Genomic DNA, 23,925 nt, shown 5'->3' with positions numbered 1-23,925 from the left:
TAATGCGTTTAAAGTATATTGAGTCTAGTGCGTGTTTATTAGTGTTTGGAGTCGGAATTTGTCCCGAAGAGAACCCTTAACCCCCAAGCCCTCATACCTTTTTGCATGAGAGGCCTGGAAGTAAAGGACAACGTGCTTTTGCTTTTATCAATACAAACATACCCCGAAAAAATAAGCGAACTGTTAATGTGCTGTTAATCTGTTGGTTAATCTCTTGTTAACGAAAAAATGCGGTCATTTTAATGTTGCCACAACGTATAAGGCCTGTCGTTATACCGATATGAAAGCCTTTGTAAAGGGCATATTCCTGCGTATTGTAACGATGATAAAACAATTTACCTGAGTAATGTTTTGTTATTGGAGATGGGCGTGGATGAGCTGTTATTGGAAGGGAAGTATTATACTATTTTAACAGGTAGGTAATTGGGAGGCTGTTTTTTTAAGAAGAGAGATAGGGTACCTGGCGCATAGCAGCCACGGGTAGGTCGTTTACTCCTGTTATACCAGACGTAAGGGTGGCTTTAAGGTGGAGTTGAGGTGGACTTAAGCTGGACTTGATCAGTTACAGGGAATGGTAAAATAGTATGATTGGTAAATCGTCCGGATGAGATGTTTGTAGGGCATATACATCGTATAAATAAAAATAGTCCATAGTTGTTTAACTATGGACTATTTTTTTGTCAGCGAGTGACTATGCTTATTGCAGCAATTGTTCTGTGCGTCCTACTGAACCATCTTCACCCATACCTTCCACTACTATACGGAAACGTCTTGTGAAGTCGTTGTTGTAGAAGGAGATCTTTGCAGTATGTGTCAGGGAGTCTGCTATCAGGTTTGGATTCCAGTAGAGAGTCAGCCTTTTATCCTGCAGGATGTGAATTTCCTTACGAACGGTATAATCCGGTGCGTAGAATTCTTTCACGATGTTATAACCACCTTTTCTGTATTTCTCGAAGCCGCGTGTATCCACTTCAGCTTTGCTGTCGCCACCTTTTCTGGTGTAAACTGCGATTGCGCCAGAACTACCACCGAAGCCACCTACGAAGGTTGGACGTAAAACTTTGATGAAGGCTACATCACCGATGTTGATGTTACCCAGCATGCTGATGTTGGTAGGCATTTCGTTCAGGAACAATACCGGAGGACCGCCACGCCAGTTCAGCGCTGGTCCTGCCGGGTCGGTCAGGTTGATGCTCAGACCCGGTACTTTGGACTGCAGGTACTGGAAGATACTCAGACTACCCGGTTCGTCTCTTGTAAGGTCAAATGCATAACCATCGCCGGCATTGAACATACCTGTAGCGTAACGTTGCTCAACTGATTCTGTTTTGCTCAGACGTTTTTCGCGTACGTTCACCTCTTTCAGGAAGATCGGTTTGTTAGCGATAGATCTGGTTACAGCACTGTTTTCAGCTACGGTAGAGAGGTAAGAGGTTAATACTTTATGCTCTATTTCTACAGTAGTTCTGAATGGATAAGGCAGTGTTACGGCTTCTTTTTTCTCGAAGAAGTGCGGTTCAAATTTCACGCTTACGTCCTTCCAGGCTTTGTTAGGATCGTTGGCGCGGTAGAATACGTTGATAGTATCTACGAACTGCAGACGGTCTACAGCAAATTCACCTTTATCGTTGGTAGTAACAGAGGAGAATGCGGTAGATGTATCGATCGGCTGTTTCAGGATGAAGTCCACTTTACCATTTGACAGCGCAGCAGCACCTTTGTTGGTAGTAGCCACACCTTTCAGCAGTAAGCCCTGTTCGTAAGGGTACTTAACGTCTGGCAGGAAGTTGTGGAGGATCTTTTCCCAGCTGAACCTTCTCCAGCCGTTCGTCATCATTACCAGGTCCAGGCCCTGCAGGGTTGCCGGATCTGAGTCTTTGAAATACTGAGCCGGATTAGCGATGTAACCTTTCAGATCGGAAGTGAGGAGCAGGTTGGAGATGATGTTGTTCTCATCCTGATCTTTCACGATCTGGTCAGCATCGGTAATGGAAACGGACAAGCTGGTAAGCATGGTGTCCGGTATTTTTATTTCCAGTGTGTTTTTCTGTCTTGGCTGCGTATTCACTGCAAGGTTCTGCAGGCTCAGGGAGAGGAAGTCGTTCTTTCTTACGAAAGCCAGCCTTTCTGCCAGTGGTAAACCTTCACTGTTGAAGATAGTCAGCTGAATGATACCGGAAGGAAGTTCTTTAGTAGGGATAAAGCCGCTCATCTGGCCTTCCGCTGCATTCAGTTTCGCTTTGTACACGATGTGCTGCTGCATCTGCGCAACGATCATCATATTGTTGTACATCGGATTATCTTTCGTTGCAGGCAAGGTCTGATAGAAGATACGGGTGCCCTTGTTGAAGACTTTAAGGCCTACACCTGTTGTTTTTACAACCGGCAGCAGAACGGTTTTCTGCTGACCTTTGGCAGTCTGGACCAGGGCTTTGTATGTTTCTCCGGCAGCAGGGGTGATATCGAACATACCCATACCATCGCGGGTAGTTTTCACCAATGCTACCGTTTCTCCTTTCAGGTTCTGGATGATACCATTTACCTCCTGAGGATAACCCTGCTGATCGATTGCTTTGAAGGCAACGCGACCGGCAACACCAGCGATCAGGTTACCGCCTTCAGGGAAGAAGTTAACGGCAAAATCAGTAGCCGGCGCTTTGGGCGTCGGACCTATTGGCTTAGCCGGGTCGAATATTTCAATGTTTTTGTAGAAGAGGTATTCTGGGTCAAAGTTCAGCATCCACGCAGTGTAAGCGCGCAGCTGATACTGACCTGCTTTGAAATTGTCTGGCAGTTCGAATGCACCGGAACCGGTAGCACCACCGATAGAGAGCAATTTTTTACTTACCACATTTCCGGATTTATCCACCAACTCTACGTACAGGTTGGTTGCCGAAAGGGATGGCTGGCCTTGTAGCAAAACATACGCCTTGAACCACATGGTTTCCCCAGCGGCGTAATAATCCTTATCCAGGTGCAGGTAAACCTTTTCCTGGGGGAAGCGTTTGCTGTACTGTTCCAAGGCTTGAGTGATTTTATCCTGCCATTCATCGGCGGGATAAAACGCAAGGGCGCCGGTTATGCCCAGCAGACAGACTGGGAGGAGCCACTTCATGCGATTTAGTTTTTTAGAGAACACAGACTGCATGTGGAACAACATTTTGCAACAATATAGTATCAAAAATTATAATATGCAAAATAGAGCTAAAAATTAATATATACAAATAATGTTATTGGTATTTAATAAATTACAATTTCCCGGCTTTGGATTATTATTGCCGCCAAATAGTGGTTTTGGGAAAAATCAGTGACATAAAAAGATGGTAAACAAGAGATTAGTAGTTATAGGCGGTGGCGCTGCCGGTTTTTTTTGTGCGGTGAACGCCGCACGCCTTGATACTCAATTAGAAGTAGTATTGCTGGAGAAAAGCAACAAACTTTTATCTAAAGTGAAAGTTTCGGGTGGTGGAAGATGTAATGTAACGCATAATGCCCCCGACATATTATATATGTCAAAACGCTATCCGAGAGGACAGCATTTTGTAAAAAAGGCTTTCAGCCGCTTTTTTGTGCAGGACACTATTGCCTGGTTTAAGGAAAGGGGGGTGGCGCTGAAAGCAGAAGCCGACGGAAGAATGTTTCCGGTAACGGACAATTCCCAGACCATTATCGACTGTCTGCTTAAAGAGGCGGATAAATACAGTGTAAAGATCCGGATGAACGCTGGCGTCAATGAACTGGTGTCAGGAAATAAAGGATGGGAAATACGCTTACAGGACGGTGGTGTACTGAAAGCTGACTTTGTATGTGTAGCGGCCGGTGGATATGCCCAGCTGGAGAAGTTTGCCTGGTTACAGGCGCTAGGTCACCAGGTAGAAGCACCCATGCCATCGCTCTTTACTTTCAATATGCCGGGCAATCCCATTACCGCCCTGATGGGGGTAAGTGTGGAAGAAGCGCATGTAAAGATTGCTGGCACCAAACTGCAGGAAAAAGGACCTTTGCTGATCACTCACTGGGGCATGAGCGGACCTTGCATATTACGACTTTCTGCATGGGGGGCACGTGAGCTGGGGGCCTTACAGTACCAGTTCATGGCATTGATCAACTGGTTGCCCGCATTCAATGAAAACAGTTTAAGGGAAGAAATGCAAGGGCTGCGTTTTTCCCTGGGTGGGCAGAAAATGCATCATAAAAATCCTTTCGGATTGCCTCAGCGTTTATGGCAGTTCTTTCTGCTGCAATCGGGGATAGGAGAGGACATACGCTGGGCTGATATGCCGGCAAAAGAGCAACATAAGCTGATCAAATACCTGACTGCTATGGAATGTCCTGTAAAGGGAAAGACGACCTTTAAAGAGGAGTTTGTGACCTGCGGAGGTATCCGCTTATCAGAAATAGATCCTGCTACGATGGAAAGCAAACTGGCGCCGGGATTATTCTTTGCCGGGGAAGTGATGGACGTGGATGGGATCACCGGTGGTTTTAATTTTCAGCATGCATGGACGAGCGGCTGGATAGCAGCCAACGCTATAGCAGAAAGATAAAAAAGAAACTCCGGCAAGCGTTTGTCTGCCGGAGTCCCAGTCTTCCATTGTTACTGTAACCTTCTTTATAGTTGGGCATATGAACATGCCGATATGTCAATAAAAGCACCAGGGCCCCTGTCCGTTGTCGTTCATTGCTGTTGCAATAGTATTAATCGATTTTGTCTTTTCCCTGGTACGGTGCAAAAGTACTTCACGCTGTGCTATAGAACAAAGCAATATTATTTATTTCCGGATAGAGAATCTCTATAAGTAGTGAACGCCTGGTTCGTATTCCTTATCCAGCGCTTTTAGCAGGTTGTCGAAGTCCGCCGGATTCTTTACAAAATCCACTTTTGTCATATCGAGCATCAGCGTACGAACGGGATGCTGGCGGATGTACTGCATATACATATCGTGTACACTTACCAGATAATCGTCTGCTATCTGCTGTTCATATGAGCGGTTGCGGTGCCGGATATTCTGCTGTAATTTAGTTACCGGTGCATTGAGAAAAATGAGCAGGTCTGGCTGTACCAGTTGCGGGTTGATAATTTCAAACAGTTTCTGATAGAGATTATATTCTTCCTCTTTCAGATTGATCTTTGCAAACAGGAGGCTCTTGATAAAAAGATAATCAGACACGACAAGATTGCTGAACATGTCCTGCATCTGCAGCATGTCTTTTAACTGTTTGTAACGTTCCGCCATGAAGAATAATTCCAGGGGAAAGGCATATTGCTGCGGCTTCTCGTAAAACTTCGGCAGGAAGGGATTATCAGCAAATTCCTCCAGGATAAGTTTTGCGTTGAAGTGTGCAGCAAGTTTAGTGGCCAGGGTGGTTTTTCCTGCGCCGATATTACCTTCTATAGTGATGTATTTATACTTCATGGACCGGTGAATGGTTTAACTTACGCCGTTGTATTTTATGGCGGGGAGTGTGTCTGTGCAGTTTTCTAATAATGTGCTGACAGGCTGGTGCAACACAGGATGCTGCCAGTCTGGAATGATCTCCGTCAGGGGAACCAGTACAAACTGTCTGAACTGCATCTGCGGGTGCGGGATTTTCAGATCGGGTTCATTGATGATGGCATCGTTGTAGAAGATGATATCTATGTCGATCACCCGGGCGCCCCATTTCTGACGGCGGATGCGGCCAATATGGTGTTCTATCGCTAACACCGTTTGCAGCAGTGTTCGTGCATCCATTCCGGTTGACACCAGGAGGGCCTGGTTGAGGTAATCCGGCTGTTCCACATGGCCCCAGGCAGCCGTCTCGTAAAGGGCGGAAATTTTTTCCACCTTTCCCACCTGCTTATCTATCTGCTCCACAGCCTGTTGGAGATTACCGGTACGGTCTCCCAGATTGCCACCTATAAGTAATATTGCTTTATTCATGTATCTTCAACGGCCCAAAAGTATACATATTCTTTATTTTTGGAAAAAGAAGACGACCGGTAGGTCTTTTTACATTAAATCTTCCATAATGCGTAGTTTTTTTAAAATTTTCTTTGCCACCCTGCTCGCTTTCATTGTGATCATCTTTTTCGGGATATTCATACTGATGGGGATTATAAGGTCGGCTGTCAGCCCTGAAGTTGTTACTTTATCGCCAAACGGAGTACTGGTGCTGGAAACCAGTCAGCCTTATGCCGAACAAAAGATCATAGACCCTGTAAATGCTGTACTGCGTCAGGGACCCAAAGAAACCCCGGGACTCTATGATGTAATACGCCTGATCAGACATGCAGAAACTGACGATAACATAAAAGGGATTTATCTGAAGGCAGACAACAATGCCAATGGATTTGCCACTAATGAAGAGGTGCGTAACGCACTGCTGAGGTTTAAGCAATCCGGTAAGTTCATTTATGCCTATGGTGAGGTAATGGACCAGAAGAGTTACTATGTGGCGTCACTGGCAGACAAGGTGTATGTGCATCCGAAAGGAGGCCTGGAATTCAGCGGTTTCTTTACACAGCTGACCTTCCTGAAAGGTACACTGGAAAAGTTGGAGATCCAGCCACAGATCTTTTATGATGGCCGCTTCAAGAGTGCAACCGAGCCTTTGCGTGAAACGCAGATGACGGTGGCTAACCGCATCCAGACAAACGCTTACCTGGGCGACCTGTATGCCAACTTCCTGAAGAACATAGGCGCTTCCAGGAAAATAGACACTGTTACCCTGCACCGGTATGCCAATGAGGGACTGATCCAGGAGGCTGCTGACGCATTGAAATACAAACTGGTGGATGGTCTGAAATATAACGACCAGGTAATGGATGAGATCAAATCGAGACTGGGACTGAGCGGTGATGAGAAGGTGAATTTCGTTTCCCTCTCTAAATATGAAAGTGCAACGGATGTGACCACCGGCAAAGGCGAGGATAACAGGATTGCCATCATTTATGCGCAGGGTAATATTGTTGGCGGCGACAGTGAAAAGGACGAGACTATCAGCAGCGAACATTTTGTAAAACTCATCCGTGAGGCAAGACAGGATAAGGACGTAAAAGCGATCGTGTTCCGTGTGAACTCTCCCGGCGGTAGCGCGCTGGCCTCCGAGTCTATCTGGCGCGAGCTGACGCTGGCTAAAAAGAGCAAGCCGGTGGTAGTGTCTATGGGCGACTATGCGGCTTCCGGTGGGTATTATATTTCCTGCATGGCTGACTCTATTTTTGCGCAGCCGAATACGCTGACGGGTTCTATCGGTGTTTTTGCCGTATTGCCAAACCTGCAGGGTTTCTTCAAGAATAAACTGGGAGTGACCTTCGATGGCGTTAAGACAGCGCAATATGCTGATCTGGGCAATACTTCCCGTCCGCTGACAGAAGTTGAAAAGAAATTCATACAGAACTCTGTTGACAGCATCTACAGCACCTTTAAAGGTCGCGTTGTAGAAGGCCGTAAACTGAGTGGAGTAATAGTAGACAGCATTGCCCAGGGTCGTGTATGGAGTGGTGTACAGGCAAAAGAGTTGGGACTGGTAGATCGTATCGGCGGTATTGACGACGCGATTAAATGCGCTGCAAAACTGGCTAAGGTGAGTGCTTTCCGCCTGAGGGAATATCCTGAGGCAGAGAAACCATTTGAAAAATTTGTGAAGTCCTTCGCCGTGGATGCCCGTATGGAGACTGCAATTAAGAACGAACTGGGTGATCAGTATGCTGTTTACCAGCAGATCAAACATCTGAAAGAAATGAACGGAGAGATCCAGGCGAAGCTGCCTTATGTGATGGAAATCAGGTAAGAAGAGACGTTCCGACTTAAAATAGAATTAAACCTGCCCCCAAAGGGCAGGTTTTTTTATGGAAATGGGCAAAACAATAGTAGTTTTATGCGATTTTTTAAGAATAGACCAGCGTTAAGTAAGTATGGCGGTTAAATATAATCAATGGAAGGCACTGCTGGCGATGTCCAAAGCAAGCCTGATAGGAATAGTTAGAAGCCCTTCGGCAGTGATCTTCAGCCTGGGATTCCCCCTGGTTTTCATCCTGGTGTTTGGTTTTATCGGCGATAACGGTATCTCAGTAAAGGTAGGGGTAGATGCAGCTACAGATACCAGCAGTTATCTGTACAAGCAACTGGTCAGTGAGAAAAGCCTTAAACTGATAAGCGGTCAGCCGGCTGCAGAAATGGAAGACGACCTGAAAAAGGGGCATATTACCGCCATTATCCGCATTACTTCCCATCCGGCGCAGGGAAATGCTCCCGCCTGCGATGTGAAGGTGCGTACGTCTACTGCTGCGGCAGACAAGATCTCTCTATTCAAGACGATATTGACAGGTATCATTTATAAGGCAGATGATGTGTATTATCCGAGAGGCTCCGTTGCCAAACTGGAGCCGGTGGAGGTATTGCCGGGTCGCCGTTACAGAACGATCGACTTCATCCTGCCTGGTTTGCTCAGCTTTTCTCTGTTAAGCGCGGCCGTATTCAGTACTGCGTTCCTCTTCTTCAGTCTGCGTCAGACGCTGGTATTAAAACGTTTCTTTGCTACACCGATCAGCAGGCTCAATATTGTGCTGGGAGAAGCCCTGGCCCGTCTGGTATTCCAGGTAGCCGGCGCTGTGATCATCATTGCGATCGGTTATTTTGCCTTTGGTTTTACACTGGTACATGGATGGAGCACTTTCTTTGAAATGCTGGTGCTGACGGCTTTTGGGGTCATTGTATTCATGGGCTTCGGGTTTGTGGTGAGTGGCATTGCCAACAGCGAAAGCACCATCCCTCCGATTGCCAACGTGATCACCTTACCGCAGTTCCTGCTGGCAGGTACCTTTGTGGCGGTGGATGCTTTTCCATCCTGGTTACAGCCTGTATGCCGTATTATGCCGCTGACTTACCTGAATGATGCCTTCCGGAAGATTGCTTTCGAAGGCCAGCATTTGTGGAATGTGGGGCTTGAACTGGGGGTACTTACCCTCTGGGGAGTGATCATATACATCGTAGCAGTGAAGGTATTCCGTTGGGAATAGGGAATAGTCTGGATTTTTTCCTACCTTTTGTATATGCAAGCCTTTTTTATCATACTTGGAGCACTTGGCGTGCTGGTACCAGGTTTGTTCATTGTCAGCATGTTCCTGCCTGCTACAGTGAAGGTCGTACGTGTCAGGGCCATCCCTGCGTCTCTTTCCGTCGTTTTTGATCAGGTGAATATATTGCGTAACTGGGAAAAATGGTCTCCCTGGCATCAGGTAGATCCCAAGATGAAGCTGTCGTACAATGACAAGATGAGCGGGACGGGCGCCGGCTATCAATGGATCAGCAGGAACCGTAAAGTAGGCAAAGGTTCAGTTGTCATCACGGCATCCCGGCCATATGAACATATTACAATCGAGATGCAATTCATGGAAAGTAAGGTCACAAAAGGTTATTTCCGTTTCGAACCCTCTGGTGTGGGTACACATGTAACATGGGGCATCGCGATGGAAGTAGGCAGATATCCTGCTGGTAAGATCAGGGGATTGATGCTTGATAAATTGATTGGCAGAGATTTTGAAAAGGGGTTGGAAAACCTGGAGAAATTAGTAAAATAGATATGCGTTTCGTCAAATTATTATTGTTAAGTGTTCTTTTTTTTGGGGTATTGATATTTCTCATTTCCCTTTTACTGCCCTCAAAGGCGATCGTTGAACGTTCCGGAGTGATCGATGCTCCTCTGTCTACCGTTTATGCTGAGATCAATAACCTGCATACCTGGCCTGAATGGAATCCCTGGGCTGCTCCCGGTGTAGCGCAAAAGATTGAATTTTCGAACCCGCCTGCGGGTCAGGGTGCTTTTTATACCTGGTCAGGCATACAACAGGACAAACCTGTATCAGGCAAAGTACTGATCAGGGAAAGTACACCCGAGAAAGGAGTTTATTATAACATGGAGTTTAATGCCATGAGGCCAACCGCTGCTACATTTGATCTGAAGCCCTCCGTTGACGGAAAGGGGACTGCAATACAATGGCGCCTGGAAACCCATGTAGGCATGCTGCCCTGGTGGAAGCTCAAAGGGTTTCTGTCAGACCGGCTGACAGGGCCCGTGCTGGAGGAAGGATTGACTAAGCTGAAAAATATCTGCGAAAAGAAGAAGTAAGCGTAATGCGGAATTGCCATCGCATTTTTTTAACGCCGAATTGTTATGAATGGTAAGTCTGTTATGAATGAAAAAGTATATTTTTCATAAAATTCAGAACAGTAAAACAAATTACAACCATGAAACACGTTCTATTATTTTTCGCATTACTGGCAGGAACATGCAGTTTTGTATCTGCACAGGACAAAGCACCTAAAAGCCCACGTGTAACTGCTGAAGGGAAAAATGTTAAGATAGCTTACGGACAACCGTCTAAGAGAAACCGCGTTATTTTCGGTGAACTGGTACCTTATGGTAAAGTATGGCGTTTAGGCGCTAACGAGGCCACCGAGATCACCTTTGCTAAAGATGGCAGCTTCGGCGGCAAACCTGTAAAAGCTGGTACTTATTCTTTGTTCACTATTCCGGAAGCTGATGAATGGACGTTCATTCTGAACAGTGAGCTGAAACAATGGGGTGCTTATGACTATGATAAGATCAAGGATAAGGATGTACTGCAGGTAAAAGCGAAAGCTACTAAACTCAGTGCACCTGTTGAGAAACTGACCATTACTGTACCTGCCAACAAAGTGGTAGTAGAATGGGATCAGACTCACGTAGAAGTGCCGGTAAAATAAGTGTTGAAAATATTCAATAAAAAAGCCTCCGTTGATCAACGGAGGCTTTTTTATTGAATAGCCTTTTTATACTGATTGCAGGAGACTTTGTATCCGTGCATCGCTGGTAATTATTTTCGCCTTCAGGTCGCTGAGGATGGAATATAAACCGAAATAGGTACGGTTGATATACAAGGAGTGTCTGGAGCCTCTGGCTACCTTGGAATCCCTAACTTCTTTCAGGTTGTAGAGATAATCCATATAGGAATAGATCTCTTCGAAATAGGCTTCGTTGCCGAAGTCAAACTCCTCGAGTGTAAAGGGACGGGTCAGCATATCGATCATTCTCTGGAACAGGCCGGAGAAGAAAACCACTTCTTTTTCAGTATCGCTGGGGTGGATCATTTCCAGGTTGGTATAGATCTCCCTGCGTCTTACTTCATCTTTCAGCACTTCTTTATTCGTAAGCAGGAAGTAATTGAGGTAGAAATCTTCCGGTATTTCCTTTATACAACCAAAATCGAATACGCCAACAGTACCATCATCGCGCATCAGGAAGTTGCCGGGATGTGGATCTGCATGTACCTTTTTCAGTTGATGTACCTGGAACTGGTAAAAGTCCCACAGCGCCTGTCCGATCTTATTGCGGACTTCCTGCGAAGGATTGCGTTCCAGGAATTCTTTCAGATGGAACCCTTTCAGCCAGTCCATGGTAATGATCCTGTCGCTGGACAGTTCAGGATAATATACCGGGAACACCAGGTTGGGAATATGGGCGCATTGCGCCGATACTTCCATGGAGCGTTGCAGTTCCAGTTTATAGTCTGTTTCTTCCAGCAGTTTGCCTTCTATCTCTTCGAAGTATTTATCCATATCCACTTCATTCATACCTACGATGCGGATGGCAAAAGGCTTGACGATGCGGAGATCAGATTTTACGCTATTAGCTACGCCGGGATACTGGATCTTGATGGCCAGTTCCCTGCCCCATTTGCTGGCTTTATGCACCTGTCCGATAGAGGCGGCATTGGATGCCTGCATGTCGAACTTGTCATAGAGCTGGGAGGGCGATTTACCCAGTGTTTTAACGAAGGTATTGATGACCAGTGGACCGGAAAGGGGAGGGGCGCTGTATTGCGACATGGCAAAGCGTTCTGTATAGGCTTTGGGCAGCATGCCTTTATCCATACTGAGCATTTGCGCTACTTTAAGTGCGCTTCCTTTCAGATTGCTGAGCGTATCATAAATGTCTTCTGCATTGTCGGCATGAAGTTCTTCCTTGCTGATGGAAGGATCTATGAGTTTCTTTGTATAATGTTTGAGGTAGTTGGTACCTACTTTTAATCCTGTTGTTACAAATTTGCTGGCACGTTCAACTTTACCGGTAGGGATGTTCGTCTGTTCTTTCATCACTTGTTATTTCCTTGCAAACATGAATTTTCCGAAGTCCAGAATACTGTCAAGCGTATTGGAACTGATCAGCTGGAAGCTGAGGTTTACCGCTTTTTCTATGGCAGCATCTGTCATTTCGAAGCGTTCACTGTCATCTTTTGTCCAGTAGCGCAGCACAAAAAGTGCCTGCAGCCAGAAACCGTGTACGTATTGATCCGAGATGTATTTGCGTTCTTTCACTTCACCGGTCTGGTAACCTTCTTTGATCAGCTCGCGGATATAATCGTAAAAAGCGATGCGGAAAGATTCCAGTTTATCCAGGTGCAGGCCTGGTACCAGGTATTTGTCCTTTTGCTGCAGGATATAGCTTCTGTTTTCCTTCAGTTGCTGTACCCAAAGGAAGTAGAAGGTCAGTAGCTTTTCCCGGGCAGAATAGTTCCGGTAGATCTCATCTTCCTTCAGCTTTTCTATGGTCTCCTGGAAGAAAGAAAGCCAGATGTCTTTTTCCAGCGTATCAAAAGAGGAATAGCTGTCGTAAAAGGTTGTTTCAGGTATATCCAGCTGCTGACAGAAGGTGTACACAGAAACGGGTCTTTTACCATTTTCCAGCCAGTAAGTTTTATAAGCGTCGCGTATGAGTTTTTTGTCCATGATCCCTCGGGTTTAGAGCGTAAGTAAATACATGACAGCAGGCTATGCGGGTTGGACATAGGCTGCTATCACAAATTTACGCCACAAACGCCGGATAAAGATCATTTCCACGGTCCCGACTGTTAATAAAAGCATAAATTGACAAATGGTCTTTTTTATAGCTTGTAGACAGGGATCCTGTCGTCGATCTGGTGGACGGTGATCCTGCCTTTTTCATCTACCAGCGCTACTTCATTCTGTTCTCCGGTTGCAAGTATAAACCTTACAGGCGCGGCGGTATTGAAACGGGTTTTTACCGTAGGGACACCTGTTGTTATGTTGTAAACGATTGTCTCCTTATTCGTAGCCTGTACCAGGTATGTTTTGGATACGAACTGACTGGCTCGTATAACAGTGCTTTCGCCAAAATATTGGGAATAAAACTGCAATCCGTTCTGTTTATCCACGACATATATACACCCGTGAGTGGTACTTGCCATCAGTAGCATGCCATCATTTATTTCAGTAGCTGCAACGTGCCTGATTTGATATGGAAGTTCCAGATGTTCTGTTTTCCCAACTGCGTTTACCCGGTAGATCTTATTGCCAAGACCAAAGTAAAAAGGACCTTTCCCCCAGAGGGCAGAAGGATGTTCTGGTTTGGGAATATCAAGGCGCGTGGAGTCCGGATAGGTGCAATAATAGCTGGCGGAAGACGTCTCTTTTATTAATACACAGGCCTTTTCCCAGTCAGAGAAGACTGTGAGTGGATCTCCTCCGGAGTTGATGGTCATGCCGATTGTCCCTCCCATGTGATTGGCCGGATAATCAGTGGTATCCAGTATCACTTTGTCGCCGAATGGCTTTTCTGACGGAAGTATGAGTTTACCCAGACTGATCCGTCTGTTATGGGAAGTTGGCAAGTGCAGGAGTTTACAGCCGCTCTTCGATGCGTTGTTTTTCGAGATATAAGGGTAAAACTGCTCTTCCTGGCCATTTTTATCCGGAATGGACTGGTATTGCCAGGAATAATATTTACGGGTACCCTGGGGCGTCATTCGAAGCAGAAAGAGCACATTGGCGGATGTCCCTACAAATATGAGTTGTTTTTTAATGACGGTCGCTGCCAGCCAGTTAATATGCTGTTCTAATTGAAAGCTCTGATCAGTACGGGCAACAGTTGGTTTTACCTCTCTTTTCCGGGCACTGTACCGGTAAATGTCGGCAGACAGTTCCTTATCGTCAGGCAGCATCTTTTTCAGAACAGCCAGCCTGTCTTCTTTACCGGCGGCTATCTGTGGGCTGATCACCTCATATGCTATTTCAATAGCCACATCCTGCGCCGCTTCGTTCATATGTTTTTTGAATGCAAGGAAGATCTCCACCAGATGATTCTTTTTATGCTCCGGTGTTTTCTGTTCATAGATCATCCTCAGTTTACCCGGAAAGCCATCTTCATCTATTGTTTCTGCAAGATCAAGGTATTGCGGGAGGCAATCCTTGTCCTGGTTGCCATGTTGCCAGCCATCCAATAATACCTCACAGGCTTCCTCCGGTTTTCCGGATTTATGTTGCAGGATACGGGCGGCTTCCAGGTGATTCTTTTGCTGCATCGCAGCGTCGACAGCCAGCTGGAAGTATTGCTGCGCAGGTTTTTCCCGGGAAAGTTGTCTATACAGGTCGCCGGTCTTCTCGTATTTATTCAGGCTTTTATAAATATTGATGGCGTCGAGCAGCAGGCCCCCCTTTTCAAAGCATTCCGCCGCTTTTAAAGGCTGTCCGAGACGGTCTTTGTATAAAGCGGCCGCTTCATGGTAGAACTTTCCCTCTTCCAGCACAATTGCTGCCCTGTGAAAGTTTCGCAACAGGTGGGCATAAATATAAGCTGCCTTTCTGTGGTCGCCTTCTTCCAGTGCTTTTGCCGCCATCTGTTCATATTTCCTTGACAGTAGTGTAGTGTAGCTGTCTGCAGTGGCCCAGGCATCTACGGGCTGGTGACTAAACAGCGTTCCGAGGTTGAAATTGGCGTCCTTTTTTGAGAGTGTGGCCGATTGAGGGGCTGTACCTCTGCCGGCAAGAGATTCATCGCCCAGTGGTATCGCATATTTAAGTGCTTCGTCTCCATCCTGGTCAAACATTTTAAGCAGACGGTCCAGTTCACTATCCCGTCTTTCCTCAATGTCGCCCAGCGTTTTTTCTATCCATTTCCGGAGCTTTTCCCTCAATCCGCTGGTCTTTTTCTCTTCGGGATGACCTGTCTGCGAGGAACGGGCTGCCCTGCCAGCAATGGGGCGCCCTGAACCGCGTCCCTCTGTGTAAGGAGCCAGTTTTACAGGAAGACTTCTCAGGAAGAAGGAAACGATATTAAACATTATCAGCAGGATTCGGAGAAAACATCTGACCATCCAGTCAATGAAACGCATAAAAAGGCTCCTGCGAGGCTTTTTACCCGGTAGCTCTGATAATGGCTGGGGGATATGTCCGTCGTTTAATAGATCCGTTAGTTCCAGGGCGGGAGGTATGGCAACGCTGATCGTATGCAGATAAGCCACCGGAGGCATGCCTGGATGTGCATGATTCCAGCTCTTTTCACTGGCTTGTGATGGCAGGAGGAAACTATCCAGGGAATGTTCGTCCTCCATATCAAAACCCACAAAACCTATCGCAGGATGGAACACCTGTGCATGCCAGATCAGTAATTCCCGCATTTCTGCGGGAGTCAGTGCCGGCATCAGCGTGGCATCCACCGGCATAAAAAGATTGCCGTTGATGATGCCATAGGGATGGCTTATTTTTCCCGCTGCAGGTACCTGGTCGCTGAAGATGACCAGCAGTCCGCCAGGCGTCACTGTATTTGTATGTTCGGGCAGGACGAAACAGGTAACTCCCTTCAGTGAAATCTGCCAATCGTTTATTTCACGGAACCATTGCTCCGGGGAATTTCCACGGAGAAAGGCAGCACCTGTTTTGTGCCGGGTTTGCGGATTATATGACAGCTGGACTTCCATGTTGTTGAATTACCTGAATGAATGGTTTGATATATTTTTCGTGAAAAGCTTCCGGTTCTATTTTTTTTGTTTCATCCGGAGCATAATAGGAAGAATAGCCACAGACGGTGCCATCTGAGGCCCGGCAGGCGGTAGCCTGGTTTACGATGAGCACAATGGTGATTTCTGCCAGGCGCTTGTCTGAACTACGCAGATACAGCATGTGTCTGTAACTGTCAAACCATGCTTCGCTACCATCAGGCCATTTGTATTTGGAGAGTTTTTGCCTGGTATTGGGTAGTCTGACGTCCTGTTCTGTATTATACAGACTGCGATCCTGGTTGATGTCGGTTGTTTTGATCAGTTGTACGATCTGCCTGGCGAAAACAAGTTCATGTTTGTTGACTACAATATTGCCCTTATAGTTTATCTCCAGGTGTTTAAGACTGTTGATTGTATTAAATGACTGCCAATACTGGTGGCCACGTCCACGCCAGCCATACTGATCCGTCATTTCCTTCAGCAGTTCTTTTGTGACATCACGTTCCTCCGTCATTTCGCCGGAATCTGTATTGATTGCTACTGTATACGCTACTCCTGAGATACTCATATAAAAGGAGCCATAACTAACAGTGCCGGGCTTAAAAACCCCTTCCCTGATGGCATTGCGTCTTAAGGGAAGGACGTGTTCAGGGTACTTTATATCTCTGGAGGTCAGCTCAAGTGTACTTTTTTTAAGTTGATAAAGAGAAAGATGCTCGGTTCCTTTGGTTTGAAAGAGGATAAAGAAATGTTCACTGTCAAATCCAAAGAAATAACTATGAGCATCGGGTAAATCGGAAGTAATCTCCCTGGCGCCCTGCCTTTTATGTGGCCAGAAATATAATTGCCTGTTTTTGGTGATAATTAAGCCGCCTGCCTGTTCTGAGAAATAACTGTCACTTTGATTCCCGTGTGACAGTTGATAAGGCATAAAGAGCGGCAAGGGGCGGTTCTTCAGGAATTCAGGAAGGTCTACATCATCGTTGATGCGTTTAACCACGCTACGTTTTACCTTTACTTCGGGCATTTCCAGGCTGATCTTTGCCGTACTCATTAACTTCCGGTGGCCTGCAGTATACCTGTATAACCGTACCTCGCAATCTCTGTTTACCGTGATCACAAAACCATCTGTACGCCGCAGTTGGGCGAAAGATTGTTGAAATGCTGCCGTATGAAAAAGCTCATCACCTGTGATGAGAAAATATTCCTGTTGCCCTTTCAATACATGGTCATTCGTAAATGAAGACAACGCTTTTGCACTATTCAGTGCAGGGGAGAGGGGTTGCATAGCTGCAATGATCTCCGCTTTGGAAGAAAAGTTCATCGGCTCATAGTGGTCTCCCAGCAAAGCAAAGGGTAATATCTCCGCATGCTGTTTGTTGTCAATGGTGCATGCCAGTGCAGCCGCCATTTCCAGCAGGTGAGGTACTCCCCATAGTTTGATACTTTTATCTACCAGTATGAAACGTTGTCCGGGTTCATTCTCCGGCAGTTCTTCCCGTCGCAGGTAAAGGGCTTCGTTATTGGCCAACCTTACCATCAGGGTTTCATTGTCGTGCGCCAGTTCACTCAGCAGCAGCCTGTCGAAATTGCCTTTGTTGGTAATGTCGGATACGCCTCCGAATGATGTCTGGCTATACCCTCTTGTATGCATCGGCAGATGCAATGCAGCGATGAGACGTTGTGTTAATAACGCCAGCAATGCTGTCTCCGCATCTTCTGCCAACAGCTGTAACAGGTCTTCTACCTGTACCGGTTTAGGGAGACCATCAGGCGTGTCTATGGCCGCAGGTACAGGAGGAGCGGGACTGATTACAGCGTTCAGTTTATCCTCCAGTGCGGCAGTATCAGGATAACGCTGTAATATTTCCTGCAGGGTCTTTACATCCGTTTTCAGCGTAGATAAAGGCTCTTTGGAGCCACTGTAGGCAATCACATAATCATATGCGCCACGCTGGCATATAGCCAACATTTCTTTTGCAGTTTCCCCCATCAGAAATGTTTCCACATGTTCAAAAAGCGTATTCAACAGCAATTCCCTGTCAAGGCCTTTCCAGTATCTTCCGGGAAGAGGGCGAAGCAGCGTGAGGAAATCCGTAACGATCACTTTCATTTCTTCTGCTTCAATTTCACGGGATACGTCAACACGCGGCCCTTTTAGTGCATCGCTAAACAGCTCGTCGATATATTGATGCAGCGTAGCCTGCATTGCCTGTGGCCCCGGTGAGGGTTTACCCAGCGCAATGACCAGCAATAGCGGACCTAATGGTGGCAGATGATTGTTTATATGTGAGAGGTCGTTCAGCAATTCTGTTTTGTAACAGATAGTGCCTTCTCCTTTTGTCCATTCAATTACTTCCCCTTCTTCCGCCCATTGCCAGAAGTAATTATTTGTAGCCTGAAAATATGCTACGGTCATGTCATGCAACTGCGACATTTCAGAAAGTATTAGTAAGACGGATAGCGCTTCTGGAAGCGCGTACAAAAACGTTTCCGGGAATCTTTTCCCATTGACCATCTACACGAAACAGAAGTAATGTATCACTCTCTGTACCAGACCAGGTGGGTATAAGCTGGCCAATGACCGGAGGATCAAAATCATAACCGGCAGGCAGCAGGATATTATCCCGCAGGGTGAATACTTTACCAGGCATAGATGGCACCGGCGTGCCGATGACCAGCACTTCTCCTGTTTCACATACAGCAAAGCTTAATCGCTGTAACCTGATCAGTGGTGCTGTGTCGGCATAGGCTTTCCAATGCTCCAGTGTGGTCAGTACAGCGAAAGGTTCTGCGGTTGCTGTAGTAGGCGCCAGCCGTACTGCATAACCTTCGCCGGAACGGGCGGGCATGGCAGATACAGGGAGTTCCACGGTCATGAAAGAGGCAATGGCTTCCCATGACATCTTTTTAAGCATGTCGTGAGGTGTCTGTTTTCCGGGCAGGAATAAGCGTTCCTGTGTATCTGCCAGGAAGGTGTGTTTTGCTGGCAGTTTACGGAGCTGTATATCTGTTGTATCAGGCGGAATACCTCTCACCCAGATCTCATCTCCGGTGACTGCTACCAGCAGGCCTGGCCATGTGCGTATAGTGCCGAGTGTTGTCAGATCAGCCAGGGCAATCACGATGATCATCTCTTTCATGCAGATTGCATTATTTTCTTCCAGAGGGCATCTATGGGTTGTAATACATAGTTACGCTGTGTGGTATTGCTGATCCATTCACAGCGGCTGTTCAGACTGCGCAGGCGGTCTTTGATCAGTGCGCGTGTAGCAACCGGTGTATTCGGATCGTCCCATTGCTCATGCAGTTGCTGTACATCACGGTAGATGGCTTCCGGATCAGGAGTACCACTGTTGTGGGCACGGGGATGTTCCTGCGGATGTGTGGTGGCTTTCTGTACGGATGCATTCACGATACCGGCAATGATCTCGATCTGCTCTTCTGTATCCCAGATGTAACGCAATATCCAGAGATCAGAGAGGATAGCAGCCTTACGTTTGCAGAGTAAAGCACTTGCCGCAATAAGGCGTTGCAGTTTTACAGCACGCCTGTCGGAGATCTGTACACCTGCGTTGCGCAGCTGTTCTATCAGCATGAGATATTCAGGCCTGATATTATTCAGGTCTATTGTTGTATTCAGTTGCTGCAGGGCGCGCAGGTCTTCTGCGGGAATACCGCCATTTCCGGTAATCTGTTTTTGTTCCAGTCCCCAGCCGGCTTGTAACACATTCTCCAACAGGGCCGGATCTACGTTCTCACAGCGTACCCTGATCAGGAACCTGTCAAACAGTGCCTGCAGGGCTTCATCTTCCGGGAGGTGGTTACTGGCGCCGATGAAGATCAGTGCTGGCAGGTGTTTGGTTTCCTTACCTCTGCGGAAGATCTTTTCGTTCAGGGCCATGAGCAGGCTGTTGAGGATAGCGCTGTTGGCATTCAGTAATTCATCCAGGAATACCAGAGACGCTTCAGGTAACATGCCTTCAGTATTGGTCACCAGATCGCCGTCCCGCAGTTTGCGGATATCGAAGGGACCGAAAAGTTCATTGGGTTCTGTAAAGCGGGTCAGCAGGTATTCGAATGTCTTCACATCCAGCTGGCGGGCCAGTTCACGTACCATGGCACTTTTAGCGGTACCGGGAGGACCAAACAGGAAGAGGTTTTCCCGGCCTGCCAGGCAGATGCCCATGAGATCTATGATGTCGTCCTTGCCTACAAAAGTCTGTTTCAGTTGCTGTAGTACATCATTCAGTTTGTCTACCAGCGGGGATTCAAAGGTAATAGGTTCCATTGTTTATGTATGAACAGTAAGGTCAATTTCAAATTCAGGCCAGAGTATAGCGGCATATGAGCCAAGGGCTTCCTTTACCAGGGGCAGGCATTCCGGATGGCGGCATTTGCGGAAGTCCTTTGCCTGGATGATCCTGTCGATGTACGCTATTTTCAGCGACGGGTGCTGCATGATCATGAGCAGGAAGAGTTCTTCCGGTACGATGGACGGGATGGCAGCCATGGAGAATGGCCAGTGTGCGGCCATGATCTCCAGTTCTTTTACCAGCGGATCTCCTGGTGCCAGTCCTTTTGCAAGATCAAAAAGACCGGGCATGTAGCGAAGGGTCAGATCAGCAGCATATATAGCTGAGGGGGAAGGAACGCCGGTAAAAGGCAGCAGATGTGCCTTGATGTCGTCTTCCCCCAGTTGGCGGAGCTGGATGAACTGGACAGCCCTGTAAAGGTAACAGGCGGCCCAGAGGGCAGCTTCCGGATCAAAAGGCGGTACCTGCCCGGGCATATCCGTACTATCGTCATCGTAATGTTGTTTCAGATGCACATTAGCCAGACGGAGGTCTTCCGGGTCAAACGAATTGATGGCCGGCGCTACCGTTACTTTCCCCTCGTTGATCAGGGACGATATAAATTCGGTCAGTCTCATTCTCTAATGCGTTGGTGCGCCTACTGTTGCGGCGTAGGTTTTCTTGTTTTGTCAAAGGATTATTTGTGTGCGGTAATGGCAATTTACATGTTGCAGATATGTCCCGTAGAGGTCAACATGAACAATAATACCCTAACATACCAGAATTATAAGTCTAAGATACTGACAGGGATGGATATATACAAATCTATTGTCATGTAATTAAAAATGATGACCGGATTGCTATTTGTGGGATCTATTTTTAACTTAGGGAATTAAATTATTGTGATCATGTACAAGAAAACGTTTACAACGGCTGCCGCTGTTGTGCTCTCAGCCACGTTATTTGCGCAGTCGAAGCCTGAAGACACGGAAGTATGGGAACCGGTACCGACAGTTGTTACACCCGGAAAGGTGGCTTCAGAAGCACCTTCTGACGCTATCGTCCTGTTTGATGGAAAAAGCCTGGACCAGTGGGTATCCGTCGAAAATCCTGAGCAACCTGCAAAGTGGAAAGTAGGAGGAGGAGCCTTTACGGTAGACAAGAGCACCGGTAACATCCAGACGAAGAGATCGTTCACCAACTATCAGCTGCATATCGAATGGCGTGTACCGAAAGATATCACCGGTACAGGACAGGGCAGAGGTAACAGTGGTTTATTCCTCGCGTCTACCGGAAAAGGAGATGATGGTTATGAGCTGCAGATCCTGGACAACTACAGCAACAAAACATACGTGAATGGCCAGGCTGCCAGTATCTATAAACAGACGGCTCCACTGGTGAATGCAAACCGCAAACCGGGAGAATGGCAGACCTATGATATCGTATGGACAGCTCCCCGTTTTAACAGTGATGGTTCCCTGCAATCTCCTGCAAGGGTGACTGTTTTCTTCAACGGCGTACTGGTACAGAATAATACCGAATTACTGGGACCAACCAGATACATCGGAAAGGCATCTTATACAAAAGCACATGGCGCATGCCCTATCAAGCTGCAGGCACATGGCGATAAGAGTGAGCCACTGAGTTTCAGGAATATCTGGATCAGGGAGTTATAAAATTAAACTGACAAATAGGGATCTATTCCCTTATGCAGCATATTTTCAGGATGCCTCCGGGCATCCTTTTTTATTGTTTACCAGGTAGATACAACCCCTATATGAATTATCACAATCGATAATGGCAGCGCATATACTAATTGTGTGATAAAGTCCGTTTTATAAGTCGTAAAAATGACAACATCCGGCAGAGGAAGTAAGCAGTTCCAATTTTGGCGCCTGTAAAGCAATGAGTTGTGATGTGAGTAAAAGAGTGAGCGCGATGCCAATTGTTAATTCCCTTATTATATTATGAATTGTAATTATATTAATATAGATTTACAGGGTATAGTGGGTAAATAAGTCATGTAAGTTCGTAAGCATTAATTCAATTATATCACTAATCAATTAAAATCTCTATTCTATGAGAAGACCACGTCTCTCCTTTGCTAGCAGCAAAGCTACTCTGTTATTATTCGTTATGGCGGCGGGTATTTCTTTTGGCGTTACTTCCTGTTCGAAAGATGATGACACTAAACAAACTCCTGGTGTAACACAGGACCAGGCAGCTACTGTCGTATCTCAGACTTTCGTTAACCAGGGTGGTATCACTGAACAGTTAGGCACTGCCACACTTGCTGTATCTGCAATGGAAGCAAGACAGGCAGGCGGTAAGCTGAGCGATTTCTGTGGTAAATCAACTGACGGAAGCATTGCCCATGCAGGTAGTGAAGGCGGAATTACCTTTGATTACAAACTGAGCTGGTTATATTCACTGGCTTGTACTGCTGATGTGCCTACACAGTTTACATTCAATTTCAACGGTAAGACAAGTATCGAAACTGAGAAATTTAAAACTGTTGACACTTGCTATTCAAAGTACTACCTGAGAGGTTTAGGAGCAAACAGCACTGCCTGGGAAATAAGCCAGACCTTCGATCGTGCGGGTAGTTTTGTATCTAAAACAGCAGATCTGCCTTCTTTTACCAGCGCTGTTCACTATGAGTCTGTGAATATCAAGGTTAGCAAAGAAACTAAAGAAATCGTATCTGGTACTGCTAGTGTGAAAATCACTGGTGCAGATTCAAAAGGTAATGCTTTCAAATATGAAGGTACTATCACATTCCAGGGCAACAGAAAAGCTATATTCACTGTTAGTGGCGGTAGCAATTTCAACCTGAACTGGTAAGCCAATTACTTAGATAAAAAACGGGAACCCGTCTCAGAAATGAGGCGGGTTCCTTTTTTATATAAATGTGTATGATTGGTATGATTAATTATTCGCCATTATATTCAACGCAAATGGTTGTTCAACAACAGGCGTTGCATTGATCAGGCCCTGTGCTACTACAGTATAGATCTTACCGGCTTGCAGCACTACATCGGGGCGGGTGGTGGCAGTTACTCCGCTGGTAGCATTATTCAGTTTTATTGTATAAGTGCCTGCAGCCAGCTCTTTGAATTCAGTGGATGATTTGTAGGCAACACCGTCTTGCAGCACATTGTCATTCGCAAGGAAGTTAAAAGCAGGAGCATCAGGAGAAGCATGCACAAAGCGTATTTTAGCCATACCTGATGATGGGGCGCCAAGATTATCTTTTGCAAGAATACCTACTGTTGTATTACCATTTGTTTCACCGGTAGCAAACAGTGAGTAATTTTCACTTTTTTCAAATGTTACCGGCGCAGATAGTACAGTATTGCCGGATACAGAACTCTTAAAATCAAATGTAGCATCCCCCTTTTTTACATTCAGATATCCGGTGGATTCACCATAAGCAATGGTGGAAGAATTCAGTTTACTTGATCCGTTGAATACATCTACGCTGCCTGCATCGGGCAACACATTGACAATTTTAACAGTCGCATCAGGTTCAACAGTTGTGTTATCGTCATCTTTACTGCATGAAGAGAAAGTAAACAATCCTGTTAATGCTAAGATGCCTAACAGGCCTTTGCTGGCACGATTCAGAGGTAACATAATATGGAGCTTTTAAAATGAAGAATAATTTATCTTTCTAAAAAACACAAACTATGCCATGAATGATGACCTTAGTCAATAGTGTGTATCATGCGTAAATATCATGGGTAATTATACACATCTTGTAGGAGGCTGTATGGCTTTCTTCCTCAAATTATGTAAAGATGTTAAACCACATAAACCGAGAAGCGTAATATAAACATTTGTAGAAGAGGGCTACCAGTTGCCGGAAAA

The 23,925-nt window shown here is 46.2% G+C and carries 19 protein-coding genes; 8 read left to right on the top strand and 11 right to left on the bottom strand.

The annotated features are described in order from the left end of the window. Positions 1-697: 697 nt before the first annotated feature. Positions 698-3,115 (bottom strand): MG2 domain-containing protein, encoded by a 2,418-nt coding sequence (locus tag BLR32_RS32000; RefSeq protein WP_245705575.1) that lies wholly within the window; start codon positions 3,113-3,115, stop codon positions 698-700. Between the two features lie 205 nt (positions 3,116-3,320). Here BLR32_RS32000 and BLR32_RS31995 point away from each other — a divergent pair, with 205 nt between their 5' ends. Next, positions 3,321-4,547: a BaiN/RdsA family NAD(P)/FAD-dependent oxidoreductase gene (locus BLR32_RS31995; protein WP_089838430.1), complete on the top strand. Its 1,227-nt coding sequence runs from the start codon at positions 3,321-3,323 to the stop codon at positions 4,545-4,547. Between the two features lie 246 nt (positions 4,548-4,793). Here the strand turns inward: BLR32_RS31995 and BLR32_RS31990 are convergent, their stop codons facing one another. Next, positions 4,794-5,417, bottom strand: a complete 624-nt coding sequence (locus tag BLR32_RS31990; RefSeq protein ID WP_089838429.1) for a deoxynucleoside kinase — start codon at positions 5,415-5,417, stop codon at positions 4,794-4,796. A gap of 15 nt (positions 5,418-5,432) precedes the next feature. Further along, entirely contained in the window at positions 5,433-5,924 is a 492-nt protein-coding gene (gene folK / locus BLR32_RS31985) for a 2-amino-4-hydroxy-6-hydroxymethyldihydropteridine diphosphokinase (RefSeq protein WP_089838427.1), read from the bottom strand. 88 nt (positions 5,925-6,012) lie between these two features. On the opposite strand from folK, the gene sppA reads away from it, so the two are divergent. The 5 genes from sppA (at position 6,013) to BLR32_RS31960 (ending at position 10,730) form a co-directional block, all read left to right on the top strand. Further along, positions 6,013-7,776 (top strand): signal peptide peptidase SppA, encoded by a 1,764-nt coding sequence (gene sppA / locus BLR32_RS31980; protein ID WP_089838425.1) that lies wholly within the window; start codon positions 6,013-6,015, stop codon positions 7,774-7,776. Between the two features lie 124 nt (positions 7,777-7,900). Beyond that, entirely contained in the window at positions 7,901-9,004 is a 1,104-nt protein-coding gene (locus BLR32_RS31975; RefSeq protein ID WP_089838423.1) for an ABC transporter permease, read from the top strand. 33 nt (positions 9,005-9,037) lie between these two features. After that, a complete protein-coding gene (locus BLR32_RS31970) occupies positions 9,038-9,565 on the top strand; it encodes an SRPBCC family protein (protein WP_089838421.1) in 528 nt (175 codons plus the stop codon). A 2-nt stretch (positions 9,566-9,567) separates the two neighbouring features. Beyond that, entirely contained in the window at positions 9,568-10,113 is a 546-nt protein-coding gene (locus tag BLR32_RS31965) for an SRPBCC family protein (RefSeq protein ID WP_089838419.1), read from the top strand. Between the two features lie 119 nt (positions 10,114-10,232). Further along, entirely contained in the window at positions 10,233-10,730 is a 498-nt protein-coding gene (locus BLR32_RS31960; protein WP_089838418.1) for a DUF2911 domain-containing protein, read from the top strand. 66 nt (positions 10,731-10,796) lie between these two features. On the opposite strand, the gene BLR32_RS31955 is transcribed toward BLR32_RS31960, so the two are convergent. From BLR32_RS31955 to BLR32_RS31925, 7 genes are all read right to left on the bottom strand, one after another. Next, the gene (locus tag BLR32_RS31955) at positions 10,797-12,119 is read right to left on the bottom strand and encodes an ABC1 kinase family protein (protein ID WP_089838415.1); all 1,323 of its coding nucleotides are present in this window, start codon (positions 12,117-12,119) and stop codon (positions 10,797-10,799) included. A gap of 6 nt (positions 12,120-12,125) precedes the next feature. Further along, positions 12,126-12,752 (bottom strand): TetR/AcrR family transcriptional regulator, encoded by a 627-nt coding sequence (locus BLR32_RS31950; protein WP_089838412.1) that lies wholly within the window; start codon positions 12,750-12,752, stop codon positions 12,126-12,128. Positions 12,753-12,907: 155 nt separating this feature from the next. After that, positions 12,908-15,739, bottom strand: coding sequence for a hypothetical protein (locus tag BLR32_RS31945; protein WP_089838409.1), 2,832 nt, complete (start codon positions 15,737-15,739; stop codon positions 12,908-12,910). After that, on the bottom strand, positions 15,717-18,197 hold the full coding sequence (locus BLR32_RS31940) for a hypothetical protein (RefSeq protein ID WP_089838407.1): 2,481 nt from the start codon (positions 18,195-18,197) through the stop codon (positions 15,717-15,719). Before BLR32_RS31940 ends, BLR32_RS31945 begins: the two co-directional genes overlap by 23 nt. 1 nt (position 18,198) lies before the next feature. Then, complete coding sequence (locus BLR32_RS31935; protein WP_089838405.1) at positions 18,199-18,903, bottom strand: hypothetical protein; 705 nt, start codon at positions 18,901-18,903, stop codon at positions 18,199-18,201. Then, entirely contained in the window at positions 18,900-20,051 is a 1,152-nt protein-coding gene (locus tag BLR32_RS31930) for an AAA family ATPase (protein ID WP_089838403.1), read from the bottom strand. Before BLR32_RS31930 ends, BLR32_RS31935 begins: the two co-directional genes overlap by 4 nt. Before the next feature lie 3 nt (positions 20,052-20,054). Further along, positions 20,055-20,693: a hypothetical protein gene (locus tag BLR32_RS31925; RefSeq protein ID WP_089838401.1), complete on the bottom strand. Its 639-nt coding sequence runs from the start codon at positions 20,691-20,693 to the stop codon at positions 20,055-20,057. 270 nt (positions 20,694-20,963) lie between these two features. Between BLR32_RS31925 and BLR32_RS31920 the strand changes: the two genes are divergently transcribed. Both BLR32_RS31920 and BLR32_RS31915 read left to right on the top strand, forming a co-directional pair. Then, entirely contained in the window at positions 20,964-21,731 is a 768-nt protein-coding gene (locus tag BLR32_RS31920; protein WP_089838400.1) for a 3-keto-disaccharide hydrolase, read from the top strand. A 403-nt stretch (positions 21,732-22,134) separates the two neighbouring features. Continuing rightward, on the top strand, positions 22,135-22,899 hold the full coding sequence (locus BLR32_RS31915) for a hypothetical protein (protein ID WP_143011666.1): 765 nt from the start codon (positions 22,135-22,137) through the stop codon (positions 22,897-22,899). Positions 22,900-22,983: 84 nt separating this feature from the next. On the opposite strand, the gene BLR32_RS31910 is transcribed toward BLR32_RS31915, so the two are convergent. Then, positions 22,984-23,691 carry a DUF4397 domain-containing protein gene (locus tag BLR32_RS31910; RefSeq protein ID WP_089838395.1) on the bottom strand — a complete coding sequence of 236 codons (708 nt, stop codon included), beginning with the start codon at positions 23,689-23,691 and terminating at the stop codon, positions 22,984-22,986. Between the last annotated feature and the right edge of the window lie 234 nt (positions 23,692-23,925).

The sequence above is a fragment of the Chitinophaga filiformis genome (assembly GCF_900102545.1).
Taxonomy (GTDB): domain Bacteria; phylum Bacteroidota; class Bacteroidia; order Chitinophagales; family Chitinophagaceae; genus Chitinophaga; species Chitinophaga filiformis.
Note: the sequence above shows the minus strand (reverse complement) of the source record. Positions and strands in the feature narration are given on the sequence as shown.